Origin of the sequence: Streptomyces melanogenes, from assembly GCF_014649795.1 — a bacterium.
Taxonomy (GTDB): Bacteria; Actinomycetota; Actinomycetes; order Streptomycetales; family Streptomycetaceae; genus Streptomyces; species Streptomyces noboritoensis.
This window is the reverse complement of record NZ_BMTS01000001.1, coordinates 504273-524545: the sequence shown is the minus strand read 5'-3', so window position 1 is coordinate 524545 and position 20273 is coordinate 504273. Positions and strand designations below refer to the sequence as shown.

The following is a 20273-nucleotide window of genomic DNA, read 5'->3' as shown; positions in this document are numbered from 1 at the left end:
TCGGTGTACAGGGGATTCCCCCGTGCCCCTGACTCCTCGAAGCGCGCCGAGAACTGACGCGCGGTCACGATGATGGAACATCGGAGCGCGAATCGCAAAGTTGGCCGCACATCCACCGGTCGTCATGGCTGAAAACGACGATTTTTGCAGGGATCATCGATCCGTGGCGCTGCGATCGAAGGCGGCTGACCGGGATCTGGGTACTCTTCTAAGGTTGAGCCATGCACACCGTGGCCGTCCTCGCCCTCGACGGAGTCATCCCCTTCGACCTGTCCACGCCGATCGAGGTGTTCCAGCGCACCCGGCTGCCGGACGGGCGACCCGCGTACCGCGTCCAGGTGTGCGCGCCCGCCGAGGAGGTGGACGCGGGGGCGTTCACGCTTCGGGCCCCTCGGAGGCTGGACGCGCTGGCCGAGGCGGACACGGTGATCCTGCCGGGCTGCGCCGACCCCGCCGCACCCGTCCCGGACGACGTCCTGGACGCCGTGCGGCAGGCCGCCGCCCGGGGCGCGCGGATCGCCTCCATCTGCACGGGCGCCTTCGTGCTCGCCGCGACCGGCCTGCTCGACGGCCATCGGGCCACCACGCACTGGGTCGCCGCCGCGCTGCTCGCCGAGCTCCATCCGGCCGTCGACGTGGACCCGGCCGTGCTCTACGTCGACGACGGACAGCTGCTCACCTCGGCCGGGGCCGCCGCGGGCCTCGATCTGTGCCTGCACATGATCCGCAGCGATCTGGGCTCGGCGGTGGCGGCCGACGCGGCACGGCTGTCGGTGATGCCACTCGAACGCGAGGGCGGGCAGGCCCAGTTCATCGTGCCCGAGCATCCGCCCGCCCCGCGCGGCTCGACGATGGAACCGCTGCTGCTGTGGATGGAGGAGAACGCCGGCGCCGACCTCACCCTCGACGACCTGGCCGCGCGGGCCGGGATGAGCGCCCGCACCCTGCACCGGCGCTTCCGCGAGCAGACGGGCACCTCCCCGCTGCAATGGCTGCACCGGGCGCGGATCCGCCGGGCCCAGCACCTCCTGGAGACCACCGCCCACCCCGTCGACCGCATCGCGCTCCAGGTCGGCTTCGGCTCCCCGACCGCCTTCCGGGACCGCTTCAAGCGCCTCATCGGCACCAGCCCGCACGCGTACCGGCGCAGTTTCCAAGGGGTCTGAGCACACGAGCGCCGCCCGCCGGGGAGGGTGCGGCGGGCGGCGGGCGGCGACGGCATTACGTTCGACGGGCGGTCAGCACTGACTCAGGCCGGGGGCCGGGTCCTGGCCCGTGTTCACGTCGACCGCGGGCACATTCCCCCAGGCGCCGTTGTCGAGCTGCGTCCAGTACCAGATGTCGTTCTGGCCCTGGTGCGGGTCGCCGTGGCCCCAGCACTGGAACCAGCTGAAGGTGCCGTTCAGCTGGCCCCGGGTCGCCGAGCGGTACGAGCGGTCCGCGTAGCCCTTCGCACCCGCCTTGTTGCCGCAGTACAGCCGTCCGTCCGAGCGCACCCCGCACTCGGCCGCGGGCTTGGTGGTCCTGGCCGGGGCGGCGGCCACGGCGGGGACGGCGGCGGTGAATCCGGCCGCCAGCACGGTGGCGGCCGCCATCAGGGCGAGCTTGTCGAGTGCGTTCATGGTGTGCGTGCTCCTTGTTCGAGTCGTACGCGTCTTACCTGTCCTACGCGTCCCATGGCGCAGGGATCGCCTCTCGCGAGAGGTGGGGGTGCCTCCGCCGCCGGTGTCGGGACGGGTTCGAGCCTGGCCGCCGCCCGGGGCCGGTGTCGAGGAGGCGGGTGTCGCCCGCGCGGATGTGAAACGGGAAACACCCAGGGAAACAGCCCCGGGTATCCAAGGAAACTGACGCTCCGTCAGTCCGTCGGCCCGCAGACGCGCTCGTACGGCAGACCCGGCAGCAGTCCGGCCCACCGGCGGGGACCGGTGTCGCCGAGCAGTCGGCAGACCTCCGCCTCGCGCGCCCGCAGGTCCGTCGACCACAGCCGGACCGTCCCGTCATTGCTGCTGCTCGCCAGCGTCCCCGGCCGTCCGGGGGCGAACACCACGCCCCACACCGCTCCGGCGTGTCCGCTGAGGGCTGCGACGAAGCGCCCCGACGCGGGCTGCCACAGCCGGACGGTCCGGTCGCTGCCGCTGCTCGCGAGCACCGCCCCGTCCGGGCTGAAGGCCACCGCGCGTACGGAACCGCTGTGGCCGGTGAGCGAGCGGAGCGTGGCGGCGCGCCGGGGGTCCCAGAGGCGGACCGTGCCGTCGTTGCCGGCGCTGGCCAGGGTGCGGCCGTCGGGTGAGAACGCCACACCGCGCACCGAGCCGGTATGGCCGCGCAGGACCGTGCGCACCGCGTGCCCGGCCGGATCCCACAGACGGACCGTCAGATCGTCGCTGCCGGTGGCGAGGGTGCGCCCGTCCGGGGCGAAGGCGACCGCGTTGACGAAGTCCGTGTGGCCGCGCAGGACCGCCAGCGGAGCGCCGTCGGCCGCGCGCCACAGCCGTACCGTGCGGTCGGCGCTCCCGGACGCCAGCGTGCGCCCGTCCGGGGAGAACGCCACGGCGAACACCGAACCGGCGTGCCCGGTCAGCGTGGTGAGGAGCGTGCGCCGGGGCACGTCCCAGAGCCGGACCGTGCGGTCGGCGCCCGCCGAGGCCAGCAGGCGACCGTCGGGCGAGAAGGCGACGGCGAACACCGATCCGTCGTGCCCGGTGAGCGGCGGGAGCGGGCGGCGGCGGGCCGCGTCCCACAGCCGTACCGTGTGGTCCGCCGCCGCGGCGGCGAGGAGGCGGCCGTCCGGCGAGAACGCCGACTGCCACTCCTCGGCGAACGGCCGTGCGACCAGCGCCGGACCGCCCGGGTTCCACAACACCACCGACTGGTCGAACCCGCCGGTCGCGAGGCGGCCGTCGGGGCCCGCCGCGATGGACAGCACATAGTCGGTGTGGCCCGAGAGCACCGCCGCAAGACGGCGTTTCACCGGGTCCCACAGCCGGACCGTGCCCTCGCCGCCCGCGCTGGCGAGGGTGTCGCCGCTGCGGCTGAAGACCACGGCGTTGACGTCGTCGCCGTGGCCGGTGAGGACCGCTCGCGCCGTTCCGTCGGCGGTGTCCCACAGGCGTACGGTCCGGTCGGCGCTGCCGGACGCCAGGCTGCGGCCGTCCGGGGCGAAGGCAAGACCGAGCACCTGGTCGGTGTGACCGGTGAGCACGGCGCCCGGGCGCCCGTCGGCCGCGTCCCACAGCCGTACCGTCCGGTCGGCGCCCGCCGAGGCGACGGTCCGGCCGTCGGGGGCGTAGGCCACCGCCATCACCGCGTCGCCGTGGCCGGTGAGCACCCCGCGCGGGGCGCCGTCCGGCACGCCCCACAGCCGTACCGTGCGGTCGAGGCCGCCCGAGACGAGGCCGCGCCCGTCGGGGGCGAAGGCGACCGACCGTACGGCTCCCCGGTGGCCGGTCAGGATCGCGGTCATCCGACGGGAGGGCATGTCCCACAGGCGTACCGACCCGTCCGTGCCGCCGGTCGCCAGGCGGTGGCCGTCGGGGGCGAAGGCGACGGCCGTGACCGGGCCGTCGTACCCGGTGAGCGTGGCCGTCTCGCGGTGCTGGACGGTGTCCCAGATCCGTACCGTGGCGTCCGATCCGGCCGAGGCGAGCAGGCGCCCGTCGGGGCTGAACGCCACGCCGTTGACCGCTCCTTGATGACCCGTCAGCCGCCCGTCGAAGTACTGGGCCTGGGTGCTCAGCAGGGCCCCGCGCGACTCGGGGGTGGCGGCCGAGCGATAGGCGGCGGCCGCGAGCAGCATGGACGCCTCCGGCCGCCCTTCGGCGAGCGCCTCCGACCGTACGGCCATGGCCTGCGACTGGGCGATGCGGCGCTGCCGGTACGCGTCGGAGCGCTGACGGAAGGCCACGGTGCCCGCTGCGACGGCGACGGCGAGCAGCGCGGCGAGCGCGCCGAGCAGGGTGCGGCGGACCCGGACGTGGCGGCGCGCCGCCCGCCGGCCGCGCTCCTCCTCGGCGAGGCAGGCCGCCACGAACGCGGCCTCCCGCTCCCCCAGCCGGTCCCCGCTGCCGGGCCGCCGCTCCCAGTCGCGGACCGCGTCGAGCCGCGCGCCCCGGTACAGCAGCCCGGGGTCGTGCGCCGCGCGCGCCCACTCGACGGCGGTGTCGGCGAGCTGCTGGCGCTGTACGAGGGCGGCGCGGTCGCTCTCGATCCAGCCGTGCAGCCGGGGCCAGGCGTGCAGCAGCGCTTCGTGGGTGATCTCCACGGTCTGGGCGCCCGCGGTGACCAGCCGGGCCCGCAGGAACGCGTCGAGGGCGCGTGCGGCGGCGGGCGGATCGGCCGACTGGCCGGGAATCAGGGCCCGTTCGAGCGGTCTGCGGGTCTGGGCGGCGGACCCTTCACCGACCTGCACCAGCCGTACGAGCAGGTGGCGTGCCATCCGCCGCTCGGCCGGATCGAGGCGGGTGAACACGGACTCGGCGGTGCGGGCCACCGCTCCGTGGATGCCGCCGGTCGTCTCGTATCCCGCGACCGTGAGGGTGCGGCCCGTGCGCTGCTGCCAGGTCGCGAGGAGGGCGTGACCCAGCAGCGGCAGCGAGCCCGGGGAAGCGGCCGGGCCGGAGCGCAGGTCGCGCAGCAGCAGCTCGGCCAGGCCCGGCTCCAGGGCGAGCCCGGCCCGCTCGGCGGGTCCGGCGATCGCGGCGCGCTGCTCGGCGTCGGACATCGGCGCGAGCGCGAACAGGCCGTGCGTGAACGCCTCGGCGAGTTCGGGATGGTCGAGGCAGTGCCCGAAGAAGTCGGCGCGCACTCCCAAGATGACCGCCGCCTCGGCCGCTGCTCCCGACGGCGGCTCGGTGCCCGTCGCCAGCGCGTGCAGGACGGCGACGAAGGCGCGGCGCTCGTGCTCGTCGGCGCAGAGGGTGAAGACCTCCTCGAACTGGTCGACCACGAGCACGAGTCCGGGGTGGCCGTGGGCGTCGCGGGCCGCGTCGAGTAGGGCGCGCGGCCGTTCGGCCAGCGCCTCGGGGGTGAGGCGGTCGCCCGCGCGGCCGAGCAGGTCCGCGGTGCAGCGCACCAGTTCCCTCAGCGGGTGCGCGGTCGGCGTGCACACCACGGCGGGCCACGCGGCGGACCCGGCGACCGGGAGCGCGCCGCGCCGCAGCGCGGGCAGCAGCCCGGCCTGGAGCAGCGAGGACTTCCCGGCGCCCGAGGGCGCGACCACGGCCAGCGGCCCGTGGCCCACGCGCTCGGCGAGCCGCCCCACCAGCTCCGCCGTGGCGCCGTCCCGGCCGAAGAACCACTCGGCGTCCTGCGGCCCGTAGGCGGCCAGTCCCCGGTACGGGCAGCGCGCCCCCTCCGGATCGGCCTCGCCGGAGCGGGCTTGGGGAACGCCGACGACGGCGGGCGGTCCGGCGGGGGTCTTCGGTACGAGCCGTGTCAGACCCCCGCCCGCGTCAAGGACGGCGTCGCAGCGCCGGGCCACGTCGAGCGTCGGGGGCTTCCCGCCGTTCTCGATCTTGCTGAGGTAGCCCTTGCTGTAGTGGACCGAGCGGGCGAGCTCGGTGAGGGACATCCCGCGCAGGCTCCTCAGCCGCCGCAGCTCGGCTGCGAACTCGCTGGCCATCTCGTCGTTCGTCGGCACGAGCCGTACCTTTCCGTGACCGACGGGACGTAAGCCTCGAAAGTGCGGGGAGTGCCGGGCGCCGACTTCACAGCCGTACGGGTCGGCTTCACAGCGATACGGGTCGACTTCACATCCGTACGGAAGGGGAAATTCAGAAAGGGAAAAGGTTCGCCGCGAAGACGGAATCAGGAGGGGACGACCGACCGGCGGTCGGGTCGCGTCACCCGGCCGCCGGAGGGCATCGTCGTTATCTCGCAGATTTACTCCTCACCGCCAGTAGTGGTCGGCCCAGGTTCCGCACGGCCATTGGATAGCTTTCGCACCGGCGTTACGGCTTCCGCCTTCCACCGCCAGGCACTGGCCGCTGTTGTAGTTCACGACGTGGTAGGTGCCGCCACCGGTGGCGTCGAACCTCCAGAAGTGGTCGTACCAGGTGCCGCACGGCCACTGGATGACCTGGACGCCGTTCTGCCGGCTGCCGCCGGGCACGGCCAGGCACTGGTTGCTGTTGTAGTTGACGACCCGGTAGTAGCGGACCCCGCCGATGCTCCACGGCTCAAGGTTCCAGTAGTGGTCGTTCCAGGTGCCGCACGGCCATTGGATGAGGCCCGTGCCCTGGTCGAGGCTGCCGCCGGGGACCGCCAGGCACTGCCCCGACCCGTAGTTCACGAGGTGGACGAACGTCGCAGCCGCCGCGAGGTCGAGCTTGGGGTCCGGGGCCGCCCGGACGGCGCCCTTCGCCTTCGCCACGCCAATGCGCGAGTGGTCCGGCGCGTGGTCCGAGCCGGGAGACACAGCACCGGCCGTCGGCGCCGCCAGGAACAGCGCGCCCAGCGTCGCCAGGGCCACGGCGGCCCTTCTCCAGATCCGCATGATTCTCCTCTCGATTGAGGATCACCCGAGCCGACAGTGAGTCAACTCTTCCAGCAACTCGCGCAGCGTATGGGAGAGTTCTCCGGCGCGACAGCCATAAAGTCCCTTTGGCCAGAAACGCATGAATTCCGCAGGCCAGCGTGACCGGATTCCCTTGCGGCGAATAGTGCATTTCTTGATTTCTTTTCGGTCACATAGGAGCCCCGGGGAAAATGACCCGAATCCGCGCCCGGCCGGACCGGTCCTTTTGCCCCGACGGGCGTGCTCACCTGGCGGCGCGCCGGAACGGGCGTTCCACTGGAGGGGCGGGAGCGGCGGACCGCAGGGCAAGGACGGCGCATCGCACGACAAGGGAGAGCACCTGCCATGGCGGACACTCATCATGTGCTGCTGGTCTCGTTCACCGATCCGTCGCGGTGCCGGGCGGCGTACGAGGAAGCCGTCTCGCTGCCGGGGCTGCGTCAGGCGGCGGTCCTGGAGCGGTCCGCGGAGGGCCTGCTCGACGTGCCCGACAACCATGTGCGCGGCGCCGGGGTGCCCACGGTGGGCGGCGGAGTGGTGGGCGGGCTCGTGGGGCTGCTCGGCGGGCCGATCGGCGTGCTGTTCGGCAGCGCGGCCGGGGCGGCCCTCGCCAACGCCGCCGAGAACCGCCAGCTCATCGAGGACGGCGCGGGCCTGATCATGCTGAGCAGCCGGGTCGAGGACGGCGCGGCCCTGCTCGTCCTCGACCTCCACGAGGCGTCGCCGGAGCCCGCCGACGAGCTGGCTTGGCGCCACGGCGGCGCATTGCAGCGCCTGACCGCCAAGGAATTCGCCGCGCAGGTCGAGGCCGCCGAACGCGCGGCGGAGCGGACCGACACGTCCTGACACCGCCGCACCGCGGCTCGCCTCTCCTCAGAACGCCTCGGCCGTCTCGGGCAGTTCCGGCCCCCGGACGCCCTGTGCCTGCCAGGTGTACGCGCCGGGGTCGAAGCGGCTCAGCAGTCGCACCAGCCGCCCGGTGGACCACGGCCAGGCGAAGGTGTTGCGCCCGCTGGGCGCGAGGTAATAGCTCGTACAGCCGCCGGTGTTGTAGACGGTGCTCGCCAACGCCTTCTGCACGGTCGCGTTGTACGAGGCCTGTGCGGCGGGCCGGACATCCAGGGCGGTGTGCCCGGTGCGCCGGAGGTGGGTGAGGGCGGCGGTGAGGAAGGTCAGCTGGGCTTCGAGGACGCTGATCGCGGAGGTGGAACCGCCGAGCAGATTGGGGCCCAGGAGCAGGAAGAGGTTGGGGAAGCCGCTGACGCTGCTGCCCAAATACGCCTGCGGTTCACCGGCCCAGGCCGCTCGCAGCGTACGGCCGTCGGCGTCGTACAGGCGCTCGGCCAGCGGCGGTTCGCCGACCCGGAAGCCGGTGGCCGTGACCAGGACGTCGGCCTCGGCCACGGTGCCGTCGGCGCCGACGACCTCCTTCTCGCGCACGGCCGCCACGGCGGTGGGGTGGAGGTGGACGTGCGGCTGGGACAGGGCCTGGTAGTAGGTGCTGGAGGTCAGCAGGCGCTTGCAGCCCAGTCGGTAGTCCGGGGTGAGCGCCCGGCGGGTGGCCGGGTCGCGGACCGCGAGGCGCAGGTGTGCGCGGGCGCCCGTCTCGACCAGCCGGGCCAGCTCGGGGTGGCGGAAGGCGCAGCCCAGGCCCTCCTGGAGGCCGAACTGCCCGGCGCGCAGGGCTCTGCGGGCGCCGGGCACGCGATCCAGACACCAGTTGAGCGCCGCCGGTACCGGCAGGTCGGGTTTGGGCAGCACCCAGGGTGCGGTGCGCTGGAAGAGCCGTACCCCCGCCGCGCGGGACACGATCTCGGGCACGAGCTGGACGGCGGAGGCGCCGCTGCCGACCACGGCCACGCGGCGGCCGGTCAGGTCGACGCCGTGGTCCCAGCGGGCAGTGTGCAGCACCGGTCCGGCGAAGTCCTGGACGCCGGGCACCTCCAGCGGGCGCGGCACGTGCCACGGGCCGGTGGCCAGGACCAGCACGGCCGCGCTGTAGGAGCCGTCGCTGGTCTCCAGGCGCCAGCGCGCGGCCGCCGGGTCCCAGCGGGCTCCCAGCACCCGCACCCCGCAGCGCAGCACCTCGCCGAGCCCGAACCGCTCGGCCGTGGTGCGCAGATAGGCGTGGATCTCCGGCTGCCCGGCGAACACCCTCGTCCAGGCGGTGTCCGGGGCGAACGAGTAGCTGTAGAGCGTGGAGGGCACGTCGCAGGCGCAGCCGGGATAGGTGTTCTCCCGCCAGGTACCGCCGAGTTGGGGCGCCTTCTCCAGGACGACCACGTCGCGGAACCCCGCCTGCCGCAGCCGGATGGCGGCGCCGATGCCGGAGAACCCCGCTCCGACGACCACCACCCGCACGTCCCTTCCGGGACGGGAGGCCTGTGCGGGGATCACCGCGTGAACCCGGCGGGCCCGGCGGCGTACAAGAGGGCACTGCCTCCCGGGCAGACGCTGCGGCAGCCGGATTCGAGGGGGGAGCGGCGGGCGGCCGGTGACGCCACGACGCTGCGGACGACCACGCCCGAGCCCCGGCCACGGGTCACGCAGTGCGGCGGGGAGGCCTCCGCGCTCGTGCGGGTCACGGTGGTCGGCTGCGCACCTCGTGGCATCGACGGGCCTTCCGTACGGCGATGAGACCGTGCCACCGTCTCGCACCGCCCGCGCGCCCCGGCAGAGCGCGAGGACCGGCGCCCTGCGCGCGTAACCAGAGAGAGAAGCGCCCCCGCACGCCCCCGACCGCCGGGCCGGTCAGTCCTGGCCGAGCTCCGCCGTGAGGGCGTCGAGGTTCTCCAGCCGCCCGGCCGACTCGGTGAGCAGCGGCACGGTCGCGACCAGGATCAGCTCGGTCACCGCGATCTCATGGGTGAGCGGGGCGATGGGGCCCGCAGCGCCGCGGGGCAGCCTCAGCAGCACCTCGGCCTGTGCGGCCAGCGGGGACTCCCAGGCGTCGGTGACCAGCACCAGCCGGGTCCCGCGCGCCCGGGCCGCGCGCACGAACCGTGCGGTGGTGTCGCTGTAGCGGCGGAAGTCGTACGCCACGACCAGATCGCCCGGGCCCAGGTCGAGCAGCACCCGGGCCCGCTCGGCCGCCCCGTCCGGGACCCGGCGCACTCCCGGGCGCAGGCTGGCGAGCTGGCGGACCAGATAGTCGGCGGCGAGTTCGCTCAGCGGGCCGCCCATCCCCCACACCCCGCGCGCCTGGGAGAGCAGCGCGGCGATCCGGGCGAGCAGGGGTTCGCCGGCCGCGGCGATGGTGGCGTCGAGCCCGGCCGTGAGCTGCTCGGCCGCCCGGCGCGGGCCGTCGGGGGCGGTGGCCACGAATTCGCGCAGCCGGGAGCGGTCGTGCTCGCGGCCCTCGGCGCGGACCGCGGCCTGGAAGTCGGCGAAGCCGGACCAGCCGAGCCGGGCGAAGAGCCGGGAGGCGGTCGGCGGGCTGACCTTCGCCCGGTCCGCCAGGGAGCGCAGCGAGCCCAGGGCGGCGAACGGATAGTCGTCGAGCAGCACCCGCACGATGGCCTGCTCCCCGCGCGGCAGCTCCGGATAGACCGCCCCGAGCCGGGCCGCCACCTCGTCCTCGTTCGCCATGCCACTCCCCGCCGCCGTCGCCGGTGATGAAACGATTGTTTCGCAAACCTTGAATATCTCGGGTTAGAGTAACACTCGTGACCATAGACGAGCGCTCCGCCGCCCTCACCACGACCTCCGTACGGACCCGCCCCTGGCGCGGCCTGATCGACGGCTACCGCGCCTGGCTGCCCGTCACGGACGCCACCCCCGTCGTCTCGCTGCACGAGGGCAACACGCCGCTCGTCCCGGCCGCCCACCTCTCGGCGCTCACCGGCTGCGACGTATGGCTGAAGGTGGAGGGCGCCAACCCCACCGGCTCCTTCAAGGACCGGGGCATGACGGTCGCGGTCAGCAAGGCCGTCGAGGCGGGCGCGCGCACGGTGGTGTGCGCCTCCACCGGCAACACCAGCGCCTCGGCCGCCGCGTACGCGGCCCGCGCGGGCATCGGCGCCGCCGTCCTGGTCCCCCGGGGCCACATCGCGCTCGGCAAGCTCGCCCAGGCGGTCCGCTACGGCGCCGAGATCGTCGAGGTGACCGGCTCCTTCGACGACTGTCTGCGCATCGCCCGCGAGCTGGCCGAGCACCACCCGGTCGCGCTGGTGAACTCGGTCAACGACCACCGCCTGGCGGGCCAGCAGACCGTCGCCTTCGAGGTCGTGGACGCGCTGGGCGACGCGCCGGACATCCACTGCCTCCCGGTCGGCAACGCCGGGAACATCACGGCCGCCTGGCGCGGCTACGACGCGTACGCCACCGCCGGTCTCGCCACCGGCCGACCCCGGCTGTGGGGCTTCCAGGCAGCGGGCGCGGCGCCGCTGGTGCACGGCGAGGTGGTGGCCGAGCCGGAGACGGTGGCCACCGCGATCCGCATCGGCAACCCCGCCTCGTGGCGGGGCGCGATCGACGCGCGCGACAGCTCCGGCGGTCTGATCGACGCCGTCACCGACGAGCAGATCCTCGACGCGTACCGCCTCGTCGCCCGCCACGAGGGCGTCTTCGTCGAGCCCGCGTCGGCGGCCGGCATCGCGGGGCTGCTCGCCGAGCACCGCGCGGGCCGCCTGGACGCCGGGCAGCGCGTGGTGGTCACGGTCACCGGCAACGGCCTCAAGGACCCGGACGCCTCGATGCGCGGCGGCTACGAGTCGACCACGTCCTCGGCCCGCACGGCGGACGTGGCCCAGGCCCTGCACCTGACGTCCTGACTCCCGGGCCCGCGCCGACGTGATGGCTGATGGGGCGTCAGGCCCCGGCCGCGTCCAGACGCTCCATCAGCTCCGCGTCGAGGTCGAGCTCCAACGCCCCCAGCGCCTCGTCCAGCTGCGCGACGCTGCTGGCGCCGACCACGGGCAGCGCGGCCGGGTCGCTGTGCAGCAGCCAGGCGAGGACCACCTGGTTGACGGTCGCCCCCAGTTCGTCCGCCACCGTACGCAGCACGGCGAGCCGCGCGGTCGAGTCCGGGTGGTCGTACTCGGCCGGGAGCGGTTTGGCCGGGTTGGTGTAGGCGCCGCCGAGCTGCGGAGAGTAGGCGAGCAGCGTCAGCTCGTCGCGGCGGTCGCGGACGTAGTCGAGCAGTTCGGGGCCCGCGAAGGGGTTGACCCCGCCGTCGGCGCCCGGCCGGGGGCGCAGATACGTGTGTCGCTGCTGCACCGCGCCATAGGCGGCCACGCCCAACTCCCGGGCGGCGGCCCGCGACTGCTCGATGCGCCAGGCGGCGAGGTTGCTGCAGCCGAGCGCCCGCACCTTCCCGTCCCGCACCAGCTCGCCGAAGGCGCCCACGGTCTCCTCCACCGGAACGGTCCGGTCCTCGACGTGCGCGTAGTAGAGGTCGATGCGGTCGGTGCCGAGATGGCGCAGGCTCGCCTCGGCCTGCTTGCGGATCACCGGGGCCGAGAGCCCCTCGGCGTTGCCGGGCCACTCCTCGAGCGGCCCGGTGGCGAGCCCGCCGACCTTGGTGGCGAGCACCATCCGGTCGCGTACGCCACGGTCGGCGAGCCAGCGCCCCAGCAGGAGTTCGCTCTCCGCACCCGTGGCGCCGTCCATCCAGAAGGCATAGCAGTCGGCGGTGTCCACGAAGGTCCCGCCCGCTTCCAGGAAGCGGTCCAGGATGGCGTACGAGGTCCGCTCGTCCACCCAGGTCCCGAACCCCATCGCCCCCAGGCACAGCCCGCTGACCTCGAACCCGTCCGCCCCGCCCAGGTGTCGCCGCTTCATTCCGGTCCCCTCCCGCTGTGATGTGTGTGACGCCGGTGACCTTCCGCGCCGCCGTCGGGACGGGAGTCTGCACGTTGGAGCGCACACGAGGTCAAGCCCCGCCGTCCGCACGCGCGAATCACGGTTGAGGAGGAGGCCGCCCCGGGCGAGGATGTCGCGCATGCGACGTCTCGTGGTCATCGATGCCCCGTCCAACCTCGGCCTGCGCCCGCCCGCCCCGGGCACGGTCCCCGGCTGCTACAAACTCGCCGGTGCGATGCGGGAGTTCGGCATCGTCCGGCGGCTCGGGGCGCACGAGGGCGGGGTGGTGGTGCCGCCGCGCTACGACCGCGGCGACTGGCAGGAGGGTGACGGCGTCTTCAACGCGGCCGCCATCGCCTCGTACACCCGCAAGCTCGCCGACCGCGTCGAACAGCACGTCCGGGCCGGCGACTTCCCCGTCGTGCTCGGCGGTGACTGCTCGATCCAGCTCGGCGCCTCGCTGGCGCTGCGCCGCGCCGGCCGGTACGGGATCGTGGTGATCGACGGCTCCGCGGACTTCCGCCACCCGGGCAACTCCGACCGGATCGGCGCGGCCGGCGGCGAGGAGCTGGCCCTGGCCACCGGGCGCGGCCAGAACGACCTGACCGATCTGGAAGGGCTGCGTCCGTACATACGCGACGAGGACGTCCGGATCCTGGGGATGCGGGACGGCGACGAGGACCAGGCGGAGTTCGCCGAGCTGAAGATCCCCACGGCGACGGTCGGCGAGATCAGGCAGTGGGGCCCGGCGGAGATCGGCGCCTCGGTCCGCCAGTCCCTGGAGACGGCGGCGCTCGACGGGTTCTGGGTCCATCTGGACGCCGATGTCCTGGACCCGACCGTGATGCCCGCCGTCGACAGCCCCGACCCCGGCGGACTGCTGCCCGACGAACTCGCCCTGCTCCTGGGCGCCCTGGTGCGGTCGGAGCGCTGTGTGGGCTTCAACCTCACGATCTACGACCCCGATCTCGACCCGGACGGCACGGCGGGGCGCCTGCTCGCGGACCTGGTGGTGGACGCGCTCGCTCCCCGGTCCTGAGGAGCGGCGCGCCCGCTTCACCCTGCCGCGGTCACGAACGCCAGGATCTCCGGCGCCGCCTCCTCGAGGCTCGCGAAGTGGCGGTGCACCCCGTCCACCGGGGCGGGCGCGTTCACTCCCCACACCGTCATGCCCGCGCGTCGTCCGGCCAGCACCCCGGACGGCGCGTCCTCGACCACCAGGCAGTCCTGCGGCAGGGCGCCGAACCGCTCGGCCGCCAGCAGATAGGGCACCGGCGACGGCTTGCCCTCCGTCACGGAGGCGGCGTCCACCAGGACCTCCGGCACCGGCAGCCCGGTCCGGGCGAACCGCCCGCGCACCCGGTGCTCGTAGTTCGACGTCACCAGCCCCCAGGAACCCGGCGGCAGGGCGGACAGCAGCTCCGCCGCCCCCGCGAAGGCGCCGTACACCCCGGAGCGGACGTCCTCGTCCTCCAGCTCGTGCAGCGCGGCCAGGCACTCCCGCGGATCGCGGTCCGGGGCCACGCTCGCGAAGGTCTCCAGGGGCCGGGTCCGCAGCGCCACCCGGTACACCTCGTCCGGGTCAAGACCGTAACGCTCCGCCCAGGTCCGCCACACCCGGCGCTGGTTGTCGACGGCGTCGATCAACGTGCCGTCGACGTCGAACAGGACGTGCGTGCCCCGCGCGGTGGCACCGGCGGTATCCATAAGAGTGCTGGTCACACCGGGATCATCGCACCACCCCGACGAGTGAACGGGCGCCCCGGGCACCGGCGCCGCGCGGCCCGTAGACTCGGCGGATGGCGAAGTACTTCGACGTGCACCCCGACAATCCGCAGCGGCGCACCATCAGCAGCGTGACCGACAGCATCCGCTCCGGCGCGCTCGTGGCGTACCCGACGGACTCCTGCTACGCCCTGGGGTGCCAGCTCGGCAACCGTGACGGCATCGACCGGATCCGGGCGATCCGGCAGCTCGACGACCGGCACCACTTCACCCTGGTGTGCGAAAACTTCGCGCAGCTCGGCCAGTTCGTGCAGATCGACAACGACGTGTTCCGCGCCATCAAGTCGGCGACGCCGGGCAGTTACACCTTCATCCTCCCCGCCACCAGGGAGGTGCCGCGCCAGCTGCTGCACCCCAAGAAGAAGACGGTCGGGGTGCGCATCCCCGACCACACCGTCACCCAGGCCCTGCTGGCCGACCTGGGCGAACCGCTGCTCTCCAGCACCCTGCTGCTGCCCGACGAGGACGAGCCGCTGACGCAGGGGTGGGAGATCAAGGAGCGCCTCGACCATGTGGTGGACGCCGTGATCGACTCGGGCGACTGCGGCACCGAGCCGACCACCGTCATCGACTTCTCCGGCGGTGAGGCCGAGATCGTCCGCCGTGGGGCGGGCGACACCTCGCGCTTCGAGTAGCGCGGGGTCAGTCCAGGTCGTAGTGGTACTGGCCCGCCTTGAAGTCCGCGAAGAGCGTGTACTCCACGTCCGCGTGCACGGCGGGCGACCCGGCGGGCCCGGCCGGTGCGGTGTCCTTCTCGACCGGCTCCAGGTTGACCAGCGCGTACTCGGTGTACCCGTCGAAGTCGCCCGGCCCGTCCGCGACACCGACGTGGATGGGGGTCTCGTCCGGCAGCCCCTGGAGGGCTTCGCGCAGGCGCGCCGCCGTCCACACCCGGGGGTTGTGCTCAAAGGTGTCAGTCATGGGCCGAGGCTAGCGGCGACGACGGGCCGGGCCGCGTCACCGCGCCGGTGGCCGCCTCAACCCGCGGGCTCGAAGGGCACACCGACGCATGCCAGCCGCGCGCCCGCGGTGCCCGCGTGCCCGGGGTCGGTGGCCGTGGCCTGCTCGTGGAAGACCAGCGAACGCGCCTCGCCCGGCCGGAACCGCCAGGCGACCCGCGTGGCGGAGTGCCCGTCGCCCCGGTGGTCGGTGGTCAGGTCGAGCCAGACCTCGTTGCGGGGGTTGGCGTACGCGGGGTCGGTGGACGGCTGGTGGGGGTCGGGCCGGTCCTGGTAGTGCGGGCCCGAGTCCTCGGGGTGCGCGCCGCACGGCATCCGGTGCACGTGTACGCCGTAGGTGTGGTCGGGACGCGCACCGCTCAGCCGCAGTGTGAAACGGGTGCCTCCCTCGTGCGGAAGCGACTCGACGACGGCCGCCCGGGCGCCCACCGGCATCCCGGCCGGGGCATACGTCACCGCCTTGTACGGCGCCGAGCCCTTGGGCGGTGCGAAGCGGGCGTCCACCCGTACCGCCACGTCGCAGGCGGCCGCGGCGGGCTGGGCGGCGAACGAGAGGGAGAGCGCGGCCGCCGCCGAGGCGGCGCCCAACGTGTGCCGGAGGTGCATGAGGGGGTCCAATCAGCCGGTGTAGGTGAAGTCGGCGGACGCGGTCAGCACGCCGTTCGCCACGGTCGCGATCTGCACGGTCGCGGCGCTGGCCCAGGTGGGCATGGTGAAGGTGACGGTCGAGTCGTCGACCACCTTCACGGCGCTCGCGGGCCTGCCGCTGAATCCGGTCGCGGTGCGCGAACCGACGTAGACGTTGGTGGTGCTGGCGAGGCCGGTGCCGGTGAGCGTGACGGTGAAGCCGCCCGCCTTCGGGCCGCTGGCCGGGGACACCTTGGTGATCGTCGCCGGGAGCTGGGTGGCGGTCGCCGTCGTCTTGATGAACTTCGCCGTCACGAAGTGGTTGTCGTCCATCGTGACGGTGAGCTCGCTCGCCCGGGTGGACTGGAGCTTGCCGTCCACCGCCCAGTAGTCGATCTTGTAGCCCGCCTTGGGCGCGGCGGTCAGGGTGACCTGGTCGCCCTTGTCGAAGAGGCCGGTCGCGGCGGGCGTGACGCTGCCGCGCTCAGGGCTGTCCGGGGCGGCGGTGAGCGCGTACCGGGCGGTCGGGGCCGGAGTGGCGGGCGGTGTGCGGTAGTTGGCGAGCACGGGCCCGGTGAGGTTCATGACGCGGACGCAGTCGGCCGGATTGGGCTGGCCCAGCGCCACGCCCCGGGGCACCTCCCGGGACCCGTCCAGGTACTTCTGGTGGGGGTTGGAGAACCACAGCTTCGTCTCGCACTTGTCCTCGTCGGCGCACGCCATGGTGTACCCCATGATGTCCGTCCAGGTGCGGTCGGCGGGCAGATAGCCGTGGTTGTCGGGGTAGTACAGGTTGAGGTTGCCGTCCCGGTAGTCGTCGGCGTCGCGGTCGATGGGATCGGTGCGGTAGTCGTGGTTGAGGCCGAAGTTGTGCCCGATCTCGTGAGCCAGGTGGTAGGTGCCGAGGGTGTCGATCTGCTGGGCCCCGAAGGCCGCGCCGTCGCTGCTCGCCGCGGGGGCGGCGCCGGGGATGATCCGGGGCAGCGAGGGGGTGTTGGCCGTGCCGGCGGTGTAGAGGGTGCCGGGTTCGGGGGTGAACTGGGTGAGCACGTGCAGCAGGTCCGCGCCCTTCTCGTCGCGCTGGCGGCGCGCGTCGGTGGCGAACGCGCTGGAGTAGCGCACGCTCTTGGTGTCCGACAGCGCGCTGGTGATGCCGTCGGTGTCGCCGTCGTCGCCCGTCCACTCCTTGGTGGTGAAGGTGCCGAGCAGGTTGAGCCGGGCGGTGACGGTGCTGTCGGAGTAGGCGGCGTTGGTCCCGGCGACGGCGGCCTTCACCTTGAGGTCGAGCGCCTCCACCCCGCCCTTGGTCTCCCGGACGGTGTGCGGGGTGTAGCCGATGAGCAGGTCGATGACGGGTGCCGTGATCGCGGCTCGCGGCCGCGCTTGCCGCTCGTTCCATACGGGCCTGGGTGTGCGGGGGCCCTGCGGGGGCTCGACCCGTACGACGTCGTTGTGCAGCGGTGTCGTCCGGGCGAAGGACAGCTCGCGCACCGTGGAGGTGCCCGGCCGGTCGGCGTCGATCACATAGCGCTTGCTGCCCAGGTGGACCTCTCCGGCCACCCTGGGCACGCCGTTGCCGCACGCCCCGTCGATCGCGAGGCTGACGGGCCGGTCGGGGCGGCCCGCGAGGTGCCCGGTCCACAGCACGGTGCCCTGGCGGTCCCGGGTGACGTGCGAGGCGACCGCCTCCATCCGGGCGTCGTCGAAGAACCGGAAGACGCGACGGTCGGGCGCGCCGCCCTGACGGGTGCCGCAGACGCCCCGGAAGGCTCCCTCGGCCCACGCCACGCTGGTCGTCCGCGCCGCCGCCCCGGGCGCCGGGGCCGTGGGCCCTTCGGCGGCGGCCGTCGCGGCGGGCAGGGCCGGGGTGAGGACGGCGACTGCGAGCACACCGTGGAACAGACGTCGGGGACGGGGCACGGCGTCCTCCTGGGACGGTGGCGAGGGGCGACAGCCCCAGGCTCGCGCCCGGCGGACGCCCCGGCGCGCCGACAGCCGCTGGACGGGTGGCGCCCGTGCCGGTGCGCGCGCCGGAGAGGCACCCGTCCGGGTGACACCGGCCGCGCCGGATCCGGGGGCGCGACGGTCCCCGAATGTGCTCCCGTACGCTGCCGCACGCCCTCGGGAGCGGTGTCTCAAAGGGGACGCCCGCGGCGAGAATTGGCCCGCCCGACGCACGAGCGGGCAAGACCGGGAGAGGAGCAGTCGATGGCCGTTGTCCTTTCGCTGACCTGGGACGGGGTCACCCCCGAGCAGTACGACGCGGTGCGTGACGCCGTGGGCTGGGAGGAGCAGGCGCCGGACGGCGGCTGTGTGCACGTGGCGTGGTTCGACTCCGGAGCACTGCACGTCACCGACGTCTGGGACTCCCAGGAGGACTTCGAGCGGTTCTTCGGCGAACGGCTCGCGCCCGCCGTCGAGAAGGCCGGGATCGTCGGCCAGCCGGACACCCAACTGCTGCCGCTGCACCGGCGGTTCATCGCTCCGGGGGTGAGCGGCGCGGCCTGAGCGGCGCTACGCTTTCCGGCTAGCGACGTGGTGACGTCCAGGATGCGACCCGGGGGGCGCCTTGGAGCCGTTGGGGCCTGACGACCCGGCCACCGTGGGGCCGTACCGGCTGGTCGCCCAGCTGGGCAGCGGCGGCATGGGCCGGGTCTACCTCGGGTACTCCCCCAGCGGCCGCAAGGTCGCGATCAAGGTCATCCGGCCGGAGTACGTCCAGGACCCGGCCTTCCGGCAGCGGTTCGCCCGGGAGGTGATCGCCTCCCGGGCCGTGAGCGGCTTCTTCACGGCCGGGGTGGTCGACGCCGACCCCGAGGGGCCCCGGCCGTGGCTGGCGACGGCGTACATCCCGGGCCCCTCCCTCCAGCGGGCGGTGCAGAAGAGCGGCCCCTTCCCCGAGCGGTCCGTCAGGGCGCTCGGGGCGGCGCTGGTGGAGGCGCTCACCGCGATCCACGGCGCGTCCCTGATCCACCGGGACCTCAAGCCCGCCAACGTGCTGCTCGCCCAGGACGGGCCGCGCGTCATCGACTTCGGGATCTCCCGGCTGAGCGAGCACAGCGGACTGACCCTGACCGGCACCACGATCGGCTCCCCGGGCTATATGTCGCCCGAGCAGATCCAGGGCTTCCGGATCGAGCCGTCGTCGGACGTGTTCTCGCTCGGTTCGGTGCTGGCCTACGCGGCGACGGGCACCAGCCCGTTCGGGGAGGCGTCGGTACCGGCGCTGCTGTACCGGGTGGTGAACGAGCGGCCCGATCTCCAGGCGGTGCCCACGGGGTTGCGGGACCTGATCGCCTGGTGCCTGGCGAAGAAGCCGACCGACCGACCGGAGCTGCCCGCGCTGATGCACGCCCTGACCGGCGGACGGTCGCCGGAGGAACTGCTCGCCCCGGGCTGGCTGCCGGAACCGTGGCACGGCGAGGACACGGCACCGGCCCTCCCGGACGCGCCGACGTCGACGACCGCGCAGCCCGGCCCCGTACCCCCGACCCCGTCGCCGGACGCCCTCGGTCGGCCGGTCGGCCGTCGGCGGGTGCTGTACACCGCCGTCGGCGCCCTCGCGGCCGGTGGCGCGGTGGCCGCCGGGTGGGCGCTGACGCGCGGCGGGTCGCCCGGGGCAGGGGGGCAGCGCTGGCGCTTCGCGACCACCGGCACGGTCCTGTCGTACCCCAGGGTGGCGGGCGACCTGGTGTACGCGGCGAGCAACGACGGCACGCTGTACGCGCTCAACACGGCCGACGGGCGGCGTCGGTGGGCGTACACGACCGGCGCGGCCATCGGCTCCGCGCCCGCCGTGCTGGGCGGCAGCGTCTATCTGGGTGGCGACGACCGCGTCCTGTACGCCTTCGACGCGCTCTCGGGCGCGGTCCGTTGGCGGTTCACGACCCAGGGCATCGTCCACACGCCGGTGGTGACCGGCGGCGTCGCCTACGTCGGCAGCGCCGACCACCGGCTGTACGCCGTCGACGCGGCCTCCGGCAAGCGGCGTTGGGCCTTCACGGCCGGAAACGACACGCACTCCCCCGCCGTGTCCGGCGAGTCGGTGTACGTCGGCAGCAGCGACACCAATCTGTACGCGGTGGACGCGGCCACCGGCGAGAAGCGGTGGGCGTTCACCACCAAAGGCGCCGTTTCCGGCATCCCGGCCGTGGCGAGCGGCCTGGTCCACTTCGGCAGCACCGACGGAGGCCTGTACGCGGTGGACGCGGGCACCGGGAAGCAGGCCTGGCGGTTCGACGGCGCGTCCGTCGGCTCCAGCCCGGCGATCGCCCGGGGGCTGGTGTACGTGGGCGGCGGCAAGGCGCTTTACGCGCTGGAGGCCGCCACCGGGAAGACCGTCTGGACGTTCATGACCGCCGGCGACGTGCACACCCCGGCCGTGGCGGGTTCCGTGGTGTACGTGGGCAGCGACGACAGCAGGCTGTACGCGCTGAACGCCGCGACGGGCAAAGAGCTCTGGAGCTTCCTAGCCCCGGCGCCGGTGCACGCCCCGGCCGCCACCCAGGACACGGTGTACTTCGGCTGCGACGACAGCGCCCTGTACGCCGTACGCCTCTGACGCGCATCCGAACACCCGACCACGG

General features: G+C 73.9%; 17 protein-coding genes. 7 read left to right on the top strand and 10 right to left on the bottom strand.

Annotated features, from left to right (window positions below):
- The first annotated feature begins 221 nt into the window (after positions 1-221).
- A complete protein-coding gene (locus tag IE252_RS02340) occupies positions 222-1166 on the top strand; it encodes a GlxA family transcriptional regulator (protein WP_190087514.1) in 945 nt (314 codons plus the stop codon).
- A 72-nt stretch (positions 1167-1238) separates the two neighbouring features.
- Here the strand turns inward: IE252_RS02340 and IE252_RS02335 are convergent, their stop codons facing one another.
- From IE252_RS02335 to IE252_RS02325, 3 genes are all read right to left on the bottom strand, one after another.
- A complete protein-coding gene (locus IE252_RS02335; protein WP_190087513.1) occupies positions 1239-1622 on the bottom strand; it encodes a hypothetical protein in 384 nt (127 codons plus the stop codon).
- Positions 1623-1855: 233 nt separating this feature from the next.
- Complete coding sequence (locus IE252_RS02330; protein WP_229847863.1) at positions 1856-5638, bottom strand: nSTAND1 domain-containing NTPase; 3783 nt, start codon at positions 5636-5638, stop codon at positions 1856-1858.
- A 249-nt stretch (positions 5639-5887) separates the two neighbouring features.
- Positions 5888-6493 (bottom strand): RICIN domain-containing protein, encoded by a 606-nt coding sequence (locus IE252_RS02325; RefSeq protein WP_190087512.1) that lies wholly within the window; start codon positions 6491-6493, stop codon positions 5888-5890.
- 366 nt (positions 6494-6859) lie between these two features.
- On the opposite strand from IE252_RS02325, the gene IE252_RS02320 reads away from it, so the two are divergent.
- On the top strand, positions 6860-7360 hold the full coding sequence (locus IE252_RS02320; protein ID WP_190087511.1) for a histidine kinase: 501 nt from the start codon (positions 6860-6862) through the stop codon (positions 7358-7360).
- A 27-nt stretch (positions 7361-7387) separates the two neighbouring features.
- Here IE252_RS02320 and IE252_RS02315 read toward each other — a convergent pair whose 3' ends face one another.
- Positions 7388-8869, bottom strand: coding sequence for a flavin-containing monooxygenase (locus IE252_RS02315; protein ID WP_190087510.1), 1482 nt, complete (start codon positions 8867-8869; stop codon positions 7388-7390).
- 396 nt (positions 8870-9265) lie between these two features.
- The gene (locus tag IE252_RS02310; protein ID WP_190087509.1) at positions 9266-10102 is read right to left on the bottom strand and encodes a MurR/RpiR family transcriptional regulator; all 837 of its coding nucleotides are present in this window, start codon (positions 10100-10102) and stop codon (positions 9266-9268) included.
- 83 nt (positions 10103-10185) lie between these two features.
- Between IE252_RS02310 and thrC the strand changes: the two genes are divergently transcribed.
- On the top strand, positions 10186-11286 hold the full coding sequence (gene thrC / locus IE252_RS02305) for a threonine synthase (protein WP_229847964.1): 1101 nt from the start codon (positions 10186-10188) through the stop codon (positions 11284-11286).
- A 37-nt stretch (positions 11287-11323) separates the two neighbouring features.
- Here the strand turns inward: thrC and IE252_RS02300 are convergent, their stop codons facing one another.
- Entirely contained in the window at positions 11324-12295 is a 972-nt protein-coding gene (locus tag IE252_RS02300) for an aldo/keto reductase (protein ID WP_190087507.1), read from the bottom strand.
- 160 nt (positions 12296-12455) lie between these two features.
- Between IE252_RS02300 and IE252_RS02295 the strand changes: the two genes are divergently transcribed.
- Entirely contained in the window at positions 12456-13355 is a 900-nt protein-coding gene (locus tag IE252_RS02295) for an arginase family protein (RefSeq protein ID WP_190087506.1), read from the top strand.
- A gap of 17 nt (positions 13356-13372) precedes the next feature.
- Here the strand turns inward: IE252_RS02295 and IE252_RS02290 are convergent, their stop codons facing one another.
- Positions 13373-14023, bottom strand: a complete 651-nt coding sequence (locus IE252_RS02290; protein WP_190087832.1) for an HAD-IA family hydrolase — start codon at positions 14021-14023, stop codon at positions 13373-13375.
- 92 nt (positions 14024-14115) lie between these two features.
- Between IE252_RS02290 and IE252_RS02285 the strand changes: the two genes are divergently transcribed.
- Positions 14116-14736 (top strand): L-threonylcarbamoyladenylate synthase, encoded by a 621-nt coding sequence (locus tag IE252_RS02285; protein ID WP_190087505.1) that lies wholly within the window; start codon positions 14116-14118, stop codon positions 14734-14736.
- Positions 14737-14743: 7 nt separating this feature from the next.
- Here the strand turns inward: IE252_RS02285 and IE252_RS02280 are convergent, their stop codons facing one another.
- From IE252_RS02280 to IE252_RS02270, 3 genes are read right to left on the bottom strand one after another with little or no spacing between them, the layout of a single operon-like run.
- Positions 14744-15022, bottom strand: coding sequence for a DUF6225 family protein (locus IE252_RS02280; protein ID WP_190087504.1), 279 nt, complete (start codon positions 15020-15022; stop codon positions 14744-14746).
- Positions 15023-15078: 56 nt separating this feature from the next.
- Positions 15079-15666, bottom strand: coding sequence for a superoxide dismutase family protein (locus IE252_RS02275; protein ID WP_190087503.1), 588 nt, complete (start codon positions 15664-15666; stop codon positions 15079-15081).
- Positions 15667-15678: 12 nt separating this feature from the next.
- Positions 15679-17607: a reprolysin-like metallopeptidase gene (locus tag IE252_RS02270; RefSeq protein ID WP_190087502.1), complete on the bottom strand. Its 1929-nt coding sequence runs from the start codon at positions 17605-17607 to the stop codon at positions 15679-15681.
- Positions 17608-17895: 288 nt separating this feature from the next.
- On the opposite strand from IE252_RS02270, the gene IE252_RS02265 reads away from it, so the two are divergent.
- Together IE252_RS02265 and IE252_RS02260 are read left to right on the top strand one after the other, a co-directional pair.
- A complete protein-coding gene (locus tag IE252_RS02265) occupies positions 17896-18195 on the top strand; it encodes a hypothetical protein (protein WP_190087501.1) in 300 nt (99 codons plus the stop codon).
- A 70-nt stretch (positions 18196-18265) separates the two neighbouring features.
- Complete coding sequence (locus tag IE252_RS02260) at positions 18266-20248, top strand: serine/threonine-protein kinase (protein WP_229847861.1); 1983 nt, start codon at positions 18266-18268, stop codon at positions 20246-20248.
- Positions 20249-20273 lie beyond the last annotated feature (25 nt).